Here is a 14,498-nt window from a genome sequence, read left to right on the forward strand (position 1 = left end):
TCACAATCAGCCAATATACATGTGTGTACAAAATCTTGACTAAAGTCTGACAACCAAGAAATTGCCTTACGTTTTTCTACCAAGCTTTCTGTTTTTTTACAGTTATAGCTCTTCCATAAAAGTCCGGATGTGATAGGATAAGGATAGATGATGATAAGGAGGTTGAATGCCAGCAGCATATAGTTATGATTTAAGAAAAAAAGGAATGGAAGCGCTAGACGAAGGAGAAAGCAGAGAAACAGTGGCAGCAAGATTTAAGATTGGACGAACTACTTTATGGGAGTGGCAGCAAAGAAGAAAAGAAACAGGAGACTTTCAATCAAAAAAACTTGGAAATGGGGGTTACAATCACAAAATTACCGACTGGGATACCTTTGCCAAATTTGCCAGAGAACACGGAGGAAAGACTCTATCGGAAATGGCTAAACTTTGGAACAACGTTAGTATCCAAACGATCTATCGAGCCCTTAAAAAAATTGGATTTACGCGCAAAAAAAGACATATGGATACAAGGAAAGAAACGAAGAAAAACGTGCTGAATTTTTGAAAATTATAGCGACAAAAGAACCTAAAAACTTAGTGTATATAGATGAGTCTGGCATTGATAACACCGAAGACTACCCCTACGGATATTGCCAGAAAGGACAGCGGTTTTATGCCTTAAAATCTGGAAAGAAAACTCAACGAATCAGTATGGTTGCAGCCTTAAGTGGAAGAAAGATAATTGTTCCGTTAACCTTTGAAGGCCACTGTAATATGGATGTTTTTAATGGATGGTTTGAGCAATTTTTGACACCGATCTTGGAACCTGGACAGACTGTCATTCTTGACAATGCTACTTTTCATAAGTCTGATAAGATTATCGAGCTTGCTAAAGGGGTTGGTGCAGAAATTTTGTATCTGCCGCCTTATTCTCCAGATTTCAACAAAATTGAGCATCATTGGTTTGCTATAAAAAACAGAGCCAGGAAAAACATTCCTCTATTCGAATCCTTTCGTCGTGCTGTTGATTCTGCCTTCCTATGACCTGTTCGGACTATTATGAGAAATGCTATAATTGTGCCTTTTCCATAACGCTCACTACCTTAGCTCTTTACCAAAGCAGCTTATGGCTGTTTGAAGCCTGCTCTTGCAAACCGGCTCCGAGGGGCCCTCCCTCATCTACTGCACAGCTTCAACACTTCCCGTGTTTCTACGACGCACTGTCATCCCAGTGCTTGACACTGGGATCCAGGAAAAAGAATGGTGTCATCCCAGTGTCCTGACTACTTGGATCCAGAAAACTTAACTTTAAATAAGTGGCTGCATAATAAAGACTAGATTCCAGCGTCACACGCTGGAATGACACCATTTTCGGTCTCTTAAATTGCTTTAGCTACAAACATTAAGAAATTTACCAAACGAAAAAAAAGGCAAAAGAAGCCCTAGTCATTGTCTATTTTCAGTATTGGCGTTTTTTAAGTCTAAAACACTGCAATTTAGCTGCTTTTAAATGCAACTCACCTTAGTTTAAATGTTTAAGAAATTTACTAAGCAGAAAAAAAGGCAAAAGAAATCCCGTGTTAGCTAGTTGTCACTCTCTAATCCTGCAAATTGGCGTACTATACTGTCTTAAACGACTCATAAGCGCGTTTCAGCTTATATAGGTAAAAACCCAGAAATGTTGTGAAGACATAAGGTGCACATAGTGCAAAAAATTAAAAACAAGACGCCAACTACGTTGTTTTCTTGCTGTTTAATCTGCACAGATCAAGATAACTGAATACCTTCAGCATCATGATAAGGGGGCTGGCGGAGTTTGTCAAGTAAGTTTTTTCGTTTCTATTCCCAATAAAAGTTTGTTATATGGTTATGCAAGAAGTTTAATACTCATAGTTTCAAGCATATACTGAAATATTTCATTAGCTATAGCAACATCTTGGCGTGGGGCTTTGCCGTGTTCTATAAACACAGAGATTGCATAGCGCGGGTTATGGTAAGGGCCATAGGCGATAAATAACTTATGACTTTCGCCCTTAGAGTTTATTTCTGGTGTACCGGTTTTGCCGGCAATTTGTATACCGCTTAGCCCTTTCTTATAGGTTCCAGTTTTAGAATTCACCACATCAAACATAGCTTTTCGAACTATGCTAAGATGCTCATAATCCACATCAATATCGGGAAAATCTTGTATTGTTTCATTCATCTTAATGCGGGGAATTACCTCTTTTCCTGTTGCAATCCTCGCTGCAAGAACTGCAAGCTGTAGTGGTGTTGTAAGCATATACCCTTGTCCTATAACTAAGTTGATAGTGTCACCTAAATACCACTGCGAATATAGCTTTCGTGTACGCCAATCTCTATCTGGCAACAATCCCGGAGCTTCTTCTTTAAACGTTCCAATCAGTGGCCCACTTCCAATACCAAATTTTCTGGCCATTTCTACTAGAGAGTCTACACTTATTTTTTTCCCTATATTATAAAAGTAAGTGTTGCATGATAATGCCATTGCTTCATTTAAAGATACATATCCATGGACTTTGCTTTTCAGGCAACGAAATTTCCGCTCGCCTATTTTCATATAGCCCTTACACGAGAATTTTTCTTCTGGTGTTATTATTCCATCTTTTAAAGCTGCAAGCGCAACTATTATTTTAAATATTGAACCAGGTGGAATCTGATATGATAACGCACGATTCACGAGCGGCAATGAAGGAGCATTCAAGCTCTCCCAAGTCTCATTTGATATCCTGCTAGCAAAAAGATTATTATCGTAAGAAGGTGAATTATATAATGCTAAAATTTCTCCATTATTTACATCAATTACCACTGCGGAGCCTTGGTGATCTTTAAATACCTCTGCGATTTTCTCTTGCAGATTAATATCAATTGTCAGCTGTACATCTTGTCCGTCTTGTTGTGGTATGCTTGATAATTCTTTTATGACGCGTTTTTTAGAATTTATTTCCTGCTCAGATTTTCCTGACTTGCCTTTCAATATATGATCATATGTATATTCAATACCGCTGATTCCTACTTCGCTTATGCCTTGCTGTCTTTTTGTATATCCGATTACATGAGAACACATTGAACCAAACGGGTAATAACGTTTATAAAGAGCAGTTATTTTTTCTGACGATTTTGCTATTTTAGACTCGACTTCTGATAATGTCTGCAAATCAACTTCCTTACCAGAACCATCAAACAAAACAACATACGAAATTTTGTTCATCGCAAGTTCAATGCTATTCCTATCTAAAATTTTGCCCCGCTTAGGCATAATAGTAGCAACTCTTATTCTATTACTATTAGATAGTGCTTCGTACTTTTGTCTGTTTCGTATTTGTAAATTATATAACCTGCAACTAAAAACCGCGGAAATGGTAAGCTGAATACCACCTAATATGAATGCTCTGCGGTTAAAGACTTTATTTTTTGTCCACATAACATTCCTTCAAAACGCACTTTTTTCCCCTCTTTTATTGTTACACTTCTGGCTTTTACCGTATTACAAACCCTTTTTTCCCACTCACTTAAGGTCACAAACTTATAACCTGATTTTTTTAGTATTTTAATAATATGAGGTAAAGCTTCAATTGTGTTTGACCTGTTATTGTGATCATGAAACAGTATAACTGCTCCATTATGTACATTACTTAAAACTCTTTCAACTAAAGTTTCTGGCTTATCACCTTGCCAATCTAGCGAATCAACTGTCCATAATATCGAATACATGTCCAATTTATTAGTATTTTCAATCAGATTATCGTCATGACATCCATATGGCGGGCGAAACCATTTTACATCTTGTTTTATTGCATTTTTAATTGCTGTATTTGTCTTTTCCAATTCTTGCAATTGTTCCTCACTTGAAAGTGATGTCAACTTCTTATGCGACCAAGAGTGATTGCCTAACTCATGACCTGCTTCATGAATTTTCTTTACTATTTCAGACGTTTTTTCATTTATACGTTCACCAAGCACAAAAAATGTCGCTTTTGCTTCATAGCTTTCCAGAACATTAATAATATCGTCTACTCTATTGTTAGACGGTCCATCATCAAACGTAAGCGCAACAAACTTATCGTCATTATTCAACAATTTTTTTATATTACTTAAATTTCTATATGATAGATCCAGATTACAACTGAGCCCACAGTATGGTAAATTAAAATTACAATCACCACAGAAAACCGCGCTTGAGTATAGCAAAAGAAAAGTTATTATCCTTATAAACATTTTATAATCAGCAAAGTGATAGGATACTATGCACTTTTTTGCTAAATTAAGCCATCTTTAATTGCTGTAGCCTTTACCTCATCACTTCTTTAATACATTGTATTAACAATTTTATATAATATATCATGATTGCAAATATAAATACCGTTGCGCTTCAGGGAATTAGCACAGTAAATGTCAATGCACAAATTCATATGGCAAATGGTATTCCAGCTTTTAATATTGTTGGATTGCCGGATAAAACTGTTGCGGAATCCAAAGAGCGCATCAGAGCAGCATTAAATTCAATCAATCTACTACTACCTCCAAAAAGAATTACAGTTAATCTCTCCCCTGCGGATTTACTGAAAGAAGGTAGTCATTATGACTTGGCTATTGCTATTGGACTACTTGTTGTAATGAATGTGATACCAGTTGAAAAAGTTCAGTCTTATATAATCATGGGTGAACTGGCTCTTGATAGCAGAGTTATTCCAGTTTCAGGTGTGCTGCCAACAGCAATTAATGCAAAAAAGGACAATAAAGGAGTAATTTGCCCGAGAGGAAATGGTGTAGAAGCTGTATGGGTGAAGAATGTTTCAATTCTGGCTATAGAGAAATTAACTGATATTATCAGACACTTTAAGGGTGAGCAATTAATTCAGCCAGTAATTTTTAATTATAGTGATGCACCCAAAGAAAAAAGATTGGTTCCCGATATGAAGGATATCAAAGGCCAAGTTGTTGCAAAAAGAGCAGCTGAAATTGCAGCAGCAGGTGGGCATAATATGCTTCTTGTTGGCCCTCCTGGTACTGGAAAGTCAATGCTTGCTAAACGCTTTATAGGGTTGCTGCCTGATTTGACCGAACAGGAGATGATTGATGTTAATATTATTTCCAGCATAACAAAAACTGGTAATGAAATATTCAAAGTAACTCGCCCCTTTCGTGAACCTCATCACTCATGTTCCATGCCAGCAATGATAGGAGGAGGAAAGAATGCAAAACCCGGAGAAATTACCATGGCTCACAATGGCGTGTTATTTCTTGATGAGCTACCTGAATTTCCAAGACTTGTGCTTGATTCTCTGCGCCAACCACTTGAAGATAGAAAAGTTACTGTTGCAAGGGCAAACGCGCATATAACCTATCCTGCCAATTTCCAACTGATTGCTGCAATGAACCCCTGCAGGTGCGGTTATTTAGGTGATGCAAGCAGATCGTGCAACAAAGCTCCAAAGTGTGGCACAGATTACAAAAACAAAATATCAGGACCATTCCTTGATAGAATAGACATATGTATTGAAATGCCAAACGTTAGCATACTCTCTCCTGAAATCTCTGTGGAGGGAGAAAGTACTAAGATCATAAGAGAAAGAGTGATAGCAGCGAGAAAAATTCAAACTGAGCGTTATAGTGAATTGAATATTCGTTGCAATTCAGAAGTAAGCGGTAAAGCATTTAATAAATTTACTGAACCAGATCAGGCAGGGTTAGAATTGCTAAAATACGTACTGAAAGAAAATTACATTTCCAATCGAGGCTACACACGCGTATTAAAAGTTGCAAGAACTATTGCAGATCTTGCAAAAAGTGAAGAAGTAAAAAGAGCACACATTGCTGAAGCGCTGAATTACAGAATAAGGGTATATTAAAAAATTAGTTTACTTGACAGATAATTTTTTTCATTATATACTGCCCTTAATGAAATTTTAACATTCTATTTAAGGAGTAGAGTTATGGCATTAACAAAATATAATTACGAACAAGAACATAGTGTTTTTCGCGCTATTTCAGAGGGATACAACCAAGCTGGTAATGAACACTGGGGAGTTACAGGTGCTGCTGGTGGGTTTGGTCAGTATATTAAGGATAATAAGTTAAGAACAGCATTATTTCCGCTTGCAGTTGCAAGTATTGTCTTTACAGCAATGCATATGAAAGCAGGCTTTGTTAGTGCAGCAAAAGCTTCTGGGTTTCTTGCTAAGACTGCCAGTTACTTTGTTGGAACAAATCAAGCAATAGCTGCTTCATTACCTGGATTTATCGGTACAGGTGTTGCTGGCCAGATAGTTGCGGGTGCCATAATGGCAATTGCTGCAGCTGCTGTTCTTTATGGAACATATCAAGTTGCCTCAAAATTAAAAGATGTTGCGTCTGAAGCATGTAAAGGAAAAGAACAAACTATACAATAACTTCAACAAAACAAAAAGGGATAGTTTTCTGTCCCTTTTTATAAACATTTTCTATTTTTTGCATCGGTTAAGTGATGTCATTTAAGAATCTAGTTATTATAATTAACGGCACTTATTAGTATAAATGTTAAGAATAAGTAAATCCCGTTTACTGTTTACGCCTATAGAAGTGAAAAGTATTTGCATATTATTAAAAAAGCGGTAATTTACTATCAAGTGAATTCGCTAAATTTGAGTAATTTAAATGTCCATTGATCTTAGTCTGCCGGAGTTATCTATATTACACCCAAGGATTACCGTTGTGGGAGTGGGTGGTGCTGGTGGAAATGCTGTGAATAACATGATCCAATCTAATTTGCAAGGAGTGAATTTTGTTGTCGCAAATACCGATGCTCAAGCACTAGAAAAGTCGTTATGTGATAAAAAAATTCAGCTTGGCATTAATTTAACTAAGGGGCTTGGTGCTGGTGCTTTGCCTGATGTTGGCAAAGGTGCAGCAGAAGAGTCAATTGATGAGATTATGGAGCATATAAAAGATAGTCATATGCTTTTCATCACAGCAGGAATGGGCGGTGGTACTGGAACCGGTGCAGCACCGGTAATTGCAAAAGCAGCCAGAGAAGCAAGAGCCGCAGTTAAGGATAGAGCGCCAAAAGAAAAAAAGATATTGACTGTTGGAGTTGTAACTAAACCGTTCGGTTTTGAAGGTGTGCGCCGTATGCGCATTGCAGAGCTTGGACTTGAAGAACTGCAAAAATACGTGGATACACTTATTGTCATTCCAAATCAGAATTTATTTAGAATTGCAAATGAAAAAACTACATTTTCTGATGCATTTAAACTTGCTGATAATGTTCTGCACATTGGCATCAGAGGAGTAACTGACTTGATGGTCATGCCAGGGCTTATCAATCTTGACTTCGCTGATATAGAAACAGTAATGAGCGAGATGGGCAAAGCGATGATCGGCACCGGAGAGGCAGAAGGAGAAGATAGAGCAATTAGCGCTGCAGAGGCTGCAATATCTAATCCATTGCTTGATAATGTATCAATGAAAGGTGCGCAAGGAATATTAATTAACATTACTGGTGGCGGAGATATGACTCTGTTTGAAGTTGATGCTGCAGCCAATAGAGTGCGTGAAGAAATAGATGAAAATGCAAATATAATATTTGGTGCTACTTTTGATCAAGCGATGGAGGGAAGAGTTAGAGTTTCTGTTCTTGCAACTGGCATTGATGGTCGCAATAATAAATCAGAAACTTCACCTATAAGTCAGAGCGAAGACTCAGAGAAAGAGAAATTTAAGTGGCCATATAGTCAAAGTGAAAGTACGCAAGACAAAACACTGGAAACAAAACCAGCTGAACAGGTAAGCGAAGGAGCTAAGTGGGGCAGCAATATCTATGATATACCAGCTTACTTAAGAAGAAAAAAATAATGCAATTTTGGCTACTCAAGTCAGAGCCAAGTGAATACTCATGGCAAAAAATGGAAAAGGATCAGGTAGTTGAGTGGGATGGTGTGCGCAATTATCAAGCTCAAAATTACATGAAAATTATGAAAGCAAGCGATCTTGCGTTTTTTTATCATACAGGTAAAGAGAAAGCAATACTTGGAATCGTTGAAGTATTTAAAGAGTATTATCATGTTAATGATCCCAAGTTCGGATTAGTGAATGTAAAGTTTTTGAAACCTTTAAATAACCAAGTAACGTTAAATAATATAAAACAAAACCCACTTTTGAAAAATATGACTATATTAAAACAACCACGTTTATCAATTGCCCCAGTTTCGGAAATTGAATGGAATGAAATAATAAGGATGAGTGATGTGTAATACCTGTCATTTCAGTTCCTAAATGATGTCATCTCAGCACACAACGCACAGCTGTATGAATATTTGTCTCGAAGGCAGTGCATTAAACGTTATAGCCGATTTTGCATCAAACACAAAGGTGTCATTCCAGTGCTTGACACTGGAATCCAGCCTTAATGCAACCACATTAAAGCCGTTGTGTTTTAATATAAGATTAGCTACTTTTATATTCACTAACTTGATGTCTAATCAAAATTCCTGGATCCCAGTGTCTAGGCACTGGGATGACATCCTTCTAGTGTACAATATTCGTACAGTTGTATACATGACACAAGGGTCTATAACTCTTCTTTTTTGGATTCCAGTGTCAGCTATTTGCATGACACCCTTACTGATGTGTCACTCATGTTAGAAGTAAATATTCTTGACAAGAAATGGTGCAGCATTATAGAAAATCCTAAAAATTTTGTATTAGGTGTCATCAATGCTTCTCTAAAAGAATTAAAAATAGACCACTATAAACCAAATATATCAATAGCTCTGGCTGATGATGACTTGCTACATCAACTTAATTTAAAATTTAGAGAAATGGATAAGCCAACTAACGTACTATCATTTCCGTATGAACAATTGTCTAATGAGTGCGATTTAGGAGACATAGCAATTTCAATAGACACAATAAAAAGAGAATCGCATGAGTATTGTATACCCATTCTTGCTCACATTGCACACATGTTAGTGCATGGATTACTGCATTTACTTGGTTATGATCACCAAAAAAAAGATGAAGAAATTATAATGAAAAATCTAGAAAGAGAGATTTTAGCTTCGCTTGGCTACAATATGTGCACGATTTAAAAGGAATTTAATAAAAATATAGTAGATGATAATAAAATATGTTATCTACAAAGGGTTTTAGCTATAAACAATAAAAGGTAAGTGATATGGTTCAGTTTTCTTTGCCAAAGAATTCTAAAATTAATCAAAAGGGCAAAATTTATCCTATTCCTGCTAGAGCAAAAAACATCAGAAGATTTCAAATTTACCGTTGGTCTGCTGATGACGAGAAAAACCCTAGAATAGACACATTTTTTATTGATATGGATAATTGTGGCCCTATGGTACTTGATGCATTAATAAAAATAAAGGATGAAATAGATTCGACTTTAACTTTCAGACGTTCTTGTAGAGAAGGCATATGTGGATCTTGTGCCATGAATATTGACGGAACCAATACTCTTGCATGTACTAGATCTATACATGATATAAAAGGTGACGTAAAAATATATCCATTACCTCACATGTATGTAATAAAGGACCTAGTCTCGGATTTGAGCCAATTTTATGAGCAATACAAATCAATTAAACCTTGGTTACAAGCAGATAAGCCTGCCCTACCAAATAAAGAATACTCTCAATCTTCTGAAGATAGAAAAAAATTAGATGGCTTGTCCGACTGTATATTATGTGCTTGCTGTTCGACTGGTTGCCCAAGCTACTGGTGGAATAGTGATAAATTTTTAGGACCAGCAATACTATTACAAGCTTACAGATGGATTGCTGACAGCCGTGATAATAAGACAGGTGAAAGACTTGATGTTTTAAACGACCCATTCAAGTTGTATCGTTGTCATACAATAATGAATTGCACAAAAACTTGTCCTAAAGGACTTAATCCAGCAAGAGCAATAGCGAAAGTAAAACAGCTCATGGTAGAGAGAGAAGGAGTTTAAGTATTATCTTTTGCATTCTTCGTAAGAGAAAAGCAAACCTTCCGAAGCGTAGGGTATTGTTAATACCCTGAACGCTTTTCCATTCGTGAAATGCATCGTATCATCATACGATTCAAATAATTTTTTGAACAACTCATGTCTTTGGTTACTAATAGTTTGAAAATCCTCTTTTTCTAAAAGCTTTTTAGATTCGAAGAGGTAAAGCATAACTTCGTGATAAGTTGGGTAAGATGCCAAAAATTTTGGGTCAAATTGAAAGGTTTTTATAAAAGCATTATTATAAAATTTTAGCTTTTGATTCTTACTATATATTACTATAGCAACCGGTAACCTCTCAAGCAAATTTTTCTGTGTAGCTAAATAACTGTTTAATTCAGTATATAATTTCTCTGCATCACTAACATCTTTCCCATACATTACTATGCTACCAGAACCTTGTATTGGAATTTTAACAAAATCGAAAACCTTAGGTTCGTTCTTATAAGTTATGACATGTCTTCCTGGTTTTGTGCTATGAGCGCTACCGGTAATAGCAAATTTCTTAGAACCATCTACATATTTATCATAAAACAAGTTATAAAATTCCACCTTTCTACTCTTGTTATATCTTAGTATTGGAAATGGTAAAGAGTTGAAAACGTTTTTATAGCTCTCCACTTCCTGTGTAAGCTTACTATTTTCTAACTCAAGTCCGTTAGCCTTTATCTTACAGTCTGAGACATTCCTTATCCATAACAGCACACCTATCACATTGTTAGAATCATCTATTATGCTTCTACCGTAACATATGCAATAAACCTCACTGTCTTTTGACTTTAAATCTAGAGTAAAAGATTTATTTATTTCCTTTGCCTCAACAAAATTTTTGATTAAGCTTTCTGATTGCTCAAAAAAATTCACAAACTCATTAAATGAGTAAAAAACAGTATTAAGCAAAATTAGTAAATTGGGAGAGAACTTTTCTATACGTTTTTTTGCATCCCAAATATAAAACCCATCATTCACAGTATCAATTAAATTATTTATGATAACATTTTGATGCTGTAAGTTCTTAATCTTATTACTAATTTTTAATTTAGAATAAGAGAGAAAGAATAATATTAGAATCAATATTAAAACCACTTCATACAAAAAAAACATAGCACTTTTAAAACAAATGTAAAAATTTGTAACCGCTCAGAATTATGCTGAAGAGGTATATAAGTAAAGATTGCCTAACATTTGAAAGCCCAATCTCTTATAAAGGTTCACAGAAGATTTCATACAATGTGCTACTATATATTTGCATTCAAGCTGTTTAGCTATCTTTATTCTTTCTAAAACCATTTGGGTACCTATTCCACGATTCCTGTAAATTGGTAAAACTCCATCACTATAAAAACCAGCTACGCTGTCTTGAACATAAAGACCGCATGTCCCAATAATTTCATTATTTAGTGTTACAAGAAAAAATCTTAATCTTGAGTTCTTATCATCATAATTTGATAATCCGCGAAAAAATGTGCTGACAATTCCAACGCCATGATAAAAAATTTTAGAAGTGTGTAGATCTAACTGTTCTAAGAGGTTGCTACCATTCACAGCATTTAACCTCAAGTTTGGAATAACATCAGCAGGTAAAAAGTAATTTTTCATATTAAGTAAAGCTTTTTTTGGTGTGCTAACGTGTTTTATTTCACACTTTTCTAAAATATCTCTTATTTTCATATGTGAATTTATTACCCATGTTGCTTCTATATCTCTTGTTCTGAGATAATCTAGAGTTTTTTGTATAGAAAGCTCGGTACATTGATCTCCACAGAACACAAAATTAAATAATGACTCCCTGGTACCATTTATTGTAAATATGATGTTATCAAATTCATCGTGTACTTCCCACTCAGATAAATTCGCTGTGTACAGTATATAATCCTTTAGATTTTGAACAATTAAGCTTGAATAATAAATTTTTTTATCCTGCATACACCAACAATAAACAATAAAAGGCTCCTATAAGAACACAGGCTAAAATTGCAGCTATAACGTCATCTAGCATAATACCTAAAGGACCTTTGGTATTTTTATCGATTAAATTTATAGGCCACGTTTTTATTATATCAAAAAACCTAAAAGAAAAAAAGCACAACAACAATGAAGAACAATTCATCTCTTGGCTTAACAATATCGAAACTAAAAGTATCGTCAGCAATTGACCAACCACTTCGTCAATTACTACCTCTTTTGGATCACATGAAGTCTTGTAATGTTTTATATAATTACCTGTAGACCATAATCCAATTAAGAATAAAAAAGAAATAATTGCTGCACCTAAAATTTTGTTGCTCAGGATTACAGGAACAAGCGGAAAAGAAGCCAAACTACCCACAGTACCTGGCATTTTTTTTACTGTTCCAGACAGCCACCACGTTGATATTAATTTATATAAAAATTTCACAATATATCCAAATACAAAATTAACTTATAAGAACAGAAATAGTATCCTCTATAGAGGCGCTTTCATACAATAATCTATAGACCGCTTCACATATAGGCATTTTTATCTTTAGCTTTCCTGCTAAATTAAATATGGACTCAGCAGTGCTAAAACCTTCAATCACTGACTTGCCTTCTGACAAAATCTGCTGAACATTAAAGCCATTGTCACTATTACCTATTTTAAACCCAAAAGATAAGTTTCTTGAATTCAAGGATGTGCATGTCATAATTAGGTCACCCAGACATGCTGGCCCAAGTAGTGTATTTATATCCACACTACCGTCACCAATTTTTGCTGAGTATAAAGCCTTAATTTCGCTCATACTTTTCGTAATCAATGCTGCATGAGCATTAAACCCAAGTTTACTACCTAGAACAATCCCACACGCTATAGCAAAAACGTTCTTTAACGCTGCACAAATCTGTACTCCTATAATGTCGTTACTAAACTCCAATTTAACATTTTCTTGTTGCAGCTCTGATACTAGCTTTGAACCTAATGTGTTATTTTGGCATGCAAGAACCATTGAATAGGGTAATTTTCTTGCAACTTCTACAGCAAAGCTAGGACCTGAAAAAATAGCAATAGGATTGTTAGGTAAAATTTCATTTACTATTTCACTAGGTAATTTTAATGTAGACTTTTCTATTCCCTTACAAGCTAAAATTATTGCTACATCTTTTTTCAGATTACAATTATGCAATTGCTGACATACCTTCCTCAGAGACTGAGTGGGAACAGCGAGGATTGTTACTGAAGCATTAATTGTGTCTTCAATAGCCAATTTTACTGACACATTATCAGAAATTCGACAACCGGGTAGCTTGTCACTTTCTCTTTTCCCGTTGATTGATTCAAATGTAGTTTCATTGCGAGTCCACAAAATCACATCTTTCTTACTACCTAATGAAATTGCGATTGCTGTACCCCATGCACCAGCACCTAAAATTGATATTGCCACACAATATTCCTGAAAATATTACTTATACTTTAAAATAGTAGGATAAGTAAATTAAAAATATAACACAGACATATAGAATAGTTAAATATTTATTAACCGAAGTATTCTTTTAATAATAGTAACTTTAATTCAATATTTACTAAAAATATTATTACTATCATGGTATGTCTATTATATTTTAGATCTATTTATATAACTTTGGAACAATATATTTACTATTAATTAATAAGTGTAATTTTGATCATTTGTTAATAAAAATTTGATTTATTACTTTCCTTAGTTATATATATTACTAAAATTATAAATTATTTATGGGGTGTAAAATATGCGTATATTATTAATTGAAGATGATCAAGTAAGTGCAAAGACTGTGGTTAACGCCTTAACTTCTGATGGACATTTCTGTGACGTTGTTACTTCTGCACAAGATTATAACAATAATATGGTTTCCTCAAACGGAGATTACTATGACCTAGTTATTTTAGATATACACTTGCCTGGTGATATTGACGGATATGATATATTGCTAAGACTAAGAAGTGCAAAAATCAAAGTTCCTGTCTTAATACTTTCATGTATATCCGCTGTCAATCACAAAGCTAAAGGACTCGGGTATGGTGCCGATGATTACTTAACCAAACCATTTCATAAAAGTGAGTTATTAGCTCGAATTAAGGCCATAGTGCGTCGTACTAAAGGCCATCCTGAATCGGTGATAAAGATTGGTAATATAAATATCAATTTTGATCACAGGATTGTTGAGGTGAAAGGTAAAACGGTTCACCTTACTAATAAAGAGTATTCTATGATAGAATTGCTAGCACTGCGTAAAGGAACAGTATTAACAAAAGAAATGTTCTTAAATCATCTTTACAATGGCTTAGATGAACCTTCAGATAACAAGATAGTTGATGTTTTTATGTGCAAATTACGTAAGAAACTTGAAAGTGCAAATGATGGAAAAAGCCACATAGAAACCGTTTGGGGCAGAGGGTATGTTCTGAAAGAGTATATTGATGATGATGAATATTCTAATGTTAATGTAGGCGAAAGTAGTGATGGCTATCAAGCAGAACAAGTGAAGGACAACGCATGAAATGCCTACACATTTAAATATA

The 14,498-nt window shown here is 35.0% G+C and carries 17 protein-coding genes; 9 read left to right on the forward strand and 8 right to left on the reverse strand.

The window, feature by feature from the left end; genetic code table 11:
* Positions 1-166 precede the first annotated feature (166 nt).
* Together AAGD93_RS05640 and AAGD93_RS05645 are read left to right on the forward strand one after the other, a co-directional pair.
* Positions 167-1,026, forward strand: a protein-coding gene (locus AAGD93_RS05640; RefSeq protein ID WP_341819153.1) for an IS630 family transposase whose coding sequence is annotated in 2 segments (ribosomal slippage) — positions 167-491 and positions 491-1,026 — 861 coding nt in all. Because the reading frame shifts where the segments join, the coding sequence is not laid out codon by codon here.
* Complete coding sequence (locus tag AAGD93_RS05645; protein WP_341819268.1) at positions 1,023-1,265, forward strand: hypothetical protein; 243 nt, start codon at positions 1,023-1,025, stop codon at positions 1,263-1,265. The genes AAGD93_RS05640 and AAGD93_RS05645 overlap by 4 nt, the downstream gene beginning before the upstream one ends.
* A gap of 584 nt (positions 1,266-1,849) precedes the next feature.
* Here the strand turns inward: AAGD93_RS05645 and AAGD93_RS05650 are convergent.
* Together AAGD93_RS05650 and AAGD93_RS05655 are read right to left on the reverse strand one after the other, a co-directional pair.
* Positions 1,850-3,424, reverse strand: coding sequence for a penicillin-binding transpeptidase domain-containing protein (locus AAGD93_RS05650; protein ID WP_341819269.1), 1,575 nt, complete (start codon positions 3,422-3,424; stop codon positions 1,850-1,852).
* Complete coding sequence (locus AAGD93_RS05655; protein WP_341819270.1) at positions 3,379-4,218, reverse strand: polysaccharide deacetylase family protein; 840 nt, start codon at positions 4,216-4,218, stop codon at positions 3,379-3,381. The genes AAGD93_RS05650 and AAGD93_RS05655 overlap by 46 nt, the downstream gene beginning before the upstream one ends.
* A 125-nt stretch (positions 4,219-4,343) precedes the next feature.
* Between AAGD93_RS05655 and AAGD93_RS05660 the strand changes: the two genes are divergently transcribed.
* From AAGD93_RS05660 to AAGD93_RS05675, 4 genes are all read left to right on the forward strand, one after another.
* A complete protein-coding gene (locus tag AAGD93_RS05660; protein WP_341819271.1) occupies positions 4,344-5,852 on the forward strand; it encodes a YifB family Mg chelatase-like AAA ATPase in 1,509 nt (502 codons plus the stop codon).
* Between the two features lie 84 nt (positions 5,853-5,936).
* Complete coding sequence (locus AAGD93_RS05665; protein WP_341819272.1) at positions 5,937-6,392, forward strand: hypothetical protein; 456 nt, start codon at positions 5,937-5,939, stop codon at positions 6,390-6,392.
* 244 nt (positions 6,393-6,636) lie between these two features.
* On the forward strand, positions 6,637-7,833 hold the full coding sequence (ftsZ, locus tag AAGD93_RS05670) for a cell division protein FtsZ (RefSeq protein WP_341819274.1): 1,197 nt from the start codon (positions 6,637-6,639) through the stop codon (positions 7,831-7,833).
* Positions 7,833-8,231, forward strand: coding sequence for an EVE domain-containing protein (locus tag AAGD93_RS05675; RefSeq protein ID WP_077188253.1), 399 nt, complete (start codon positions 7,833-7,835; stop codon positions 8,229-8,231). Before ftsZ ends, AAGD93_RS05675 begins: the two co-directional genes overlap by 1 nt.
* 33 nt (positions 8,232-8,264) lie before the next feature.
* Here AAGD93_RS05675 and AAGD93_RS05680 read toward each other — a convergent pair whose 3' ends face one another.
* Both AAGD93_RS05680 and AAGD93_RS05685 read right to left on the reverse strand, forming a co-directional pair.
* Entirely contained in the window at positions 8,265-8,444 is a 180-nt protein-coding gene (locus AAGD93_RS05680) for a hypothetical protein (RefSeq protein ID WP_022626337.1), read from the reverse strand.
* A 15-nt stretch (positions 8,445-8,459) separates the two neighbouring features.
* Complete coding sequence (locus AAGD93_RS05685) at positions 8,460-8,591, reverse strand: hypothetical protein (RefSeq protein ID WP_259348783.1); 132 nt, start codon at positions 8,589-8,591, stop codon at positions 8,460-8,462.
* A gap of 24 nt (positions 8,592-8,615) precedes the next feature.
* Here AAGD93_RS05685 and ybeY point away from each other — a divergent pair, with 24 nt between their 5' ends.
* Entirely contained in the window at positions 8,616-9,068 is a 453-nt protein-coding gene (gene ybeY, locus AAGD93_RS05690) for an rRNA maturation RNase YbeY (protein ID WP_253303271.1), read from the forward strand.
* An 86-nt stretch (positions 9,069-9,154) separates the two neighbouring features.
* On the forward strand, positions 9,155-9,943 hold the full coding sequence (locus tag AAGD93_RS05695; protein WP_264378091.1) for a succinate dehydrogenase iron-sulfur subunit: 789 nt from the start codon (positions 9,155-9,157) through the stop codon (positions 9,941-9,943).
* A 3-nt stretch (positions 9,944-9,946) separates the two neighbouring features.
* Here the strand turns inward: AAGD93_RS05695 and AAGD93_RS05700 are convergent, their stop codons facing one another.
* Genes AAGD93_RS05700 through AAGD93_RS05715 form a run of 4 tightly spaced genes read right to left on the reverse strand, consistent with a single transcriptional unit; the run spans position 9,947 to position 13,380 of the window.
* On the reverse strand, positions 9,947-11,083 hold the full coding sequence (locus tag AAGD93_RS05700) for a hypothetical protein (protein ID WP_010962793.1): 1,137 nt from the start codon (positions 11,081-11,083) through the stop codon (positions 9,947-9,949).
* Between the two features lie 42 nt (positions 11,084-11,125).
* Complete coding sequence (locus tag AAGD93_RS05705) at positions 11,126-11,905, reverse strand: GNAT family N-acetyltransferase (protein WP_006280097.1); 780 nt, start codon at positions 11,903-11,905, stop codon at positions 11,126-11,128.
* Positions 11,895-12,377, reverse strand: coding sequence for a phosphatidylglycerophosphatase A (locus AAGD93_RS05710; protein ID WP_006279290.1), 483 nt, complete (start codon positions 12,375-12,377; stop codon positions 11,895-11,897). The genes AAGD93_RS05705 and AAGD93_RS05710 overlap by 11 nt, the downstream gene beginning before the upstream one ends.
* A 19-nt stretch (positions 12,378-12,396) precedes the next feature.
* Positions 12,397-13,380, reverse strand: a complete 984-nt coding sequence (locus tag AAGD93_RS05715; protein WP_006280098.1) for an NAD(P)H-dependent glycerol-3-phosphate dehydrogenase — start codon at positions 13,378-13,380, stop codon at positions 12,397-12,399.
* A 325-nt stretch (positions 13,381-13,705) separates the two neighbouring features.
* On the opposite strand from AAGD93_RS05715, the gene AAGD93_RS05720 reads away from it, so the two are divergent.
* Positions 13,706-14,476 (forward strand): response regulator transcription factor, encoded by a 771-nt coding sequence (locus tag AAGD93_RS05720; RefSeq protein WP_006280099.1) that lies wholly within the window; start codon positions 13,706-13,708, stop codon positions 14,474-14,476.
* Positions 14,477-14,498: the final 22 nt, after the last annotated feature.

Source organism: Wolbachia endosymbiont (group A) of Brachyopa scutellaris (genome assembly GCF_964026995.1).
GTDB lineage: Bacteria > Pseudomonadota > Alphaproteobacteria > Rickettsiales > Anaplasmataceae > Wolbachia > Wolbachia pipientis.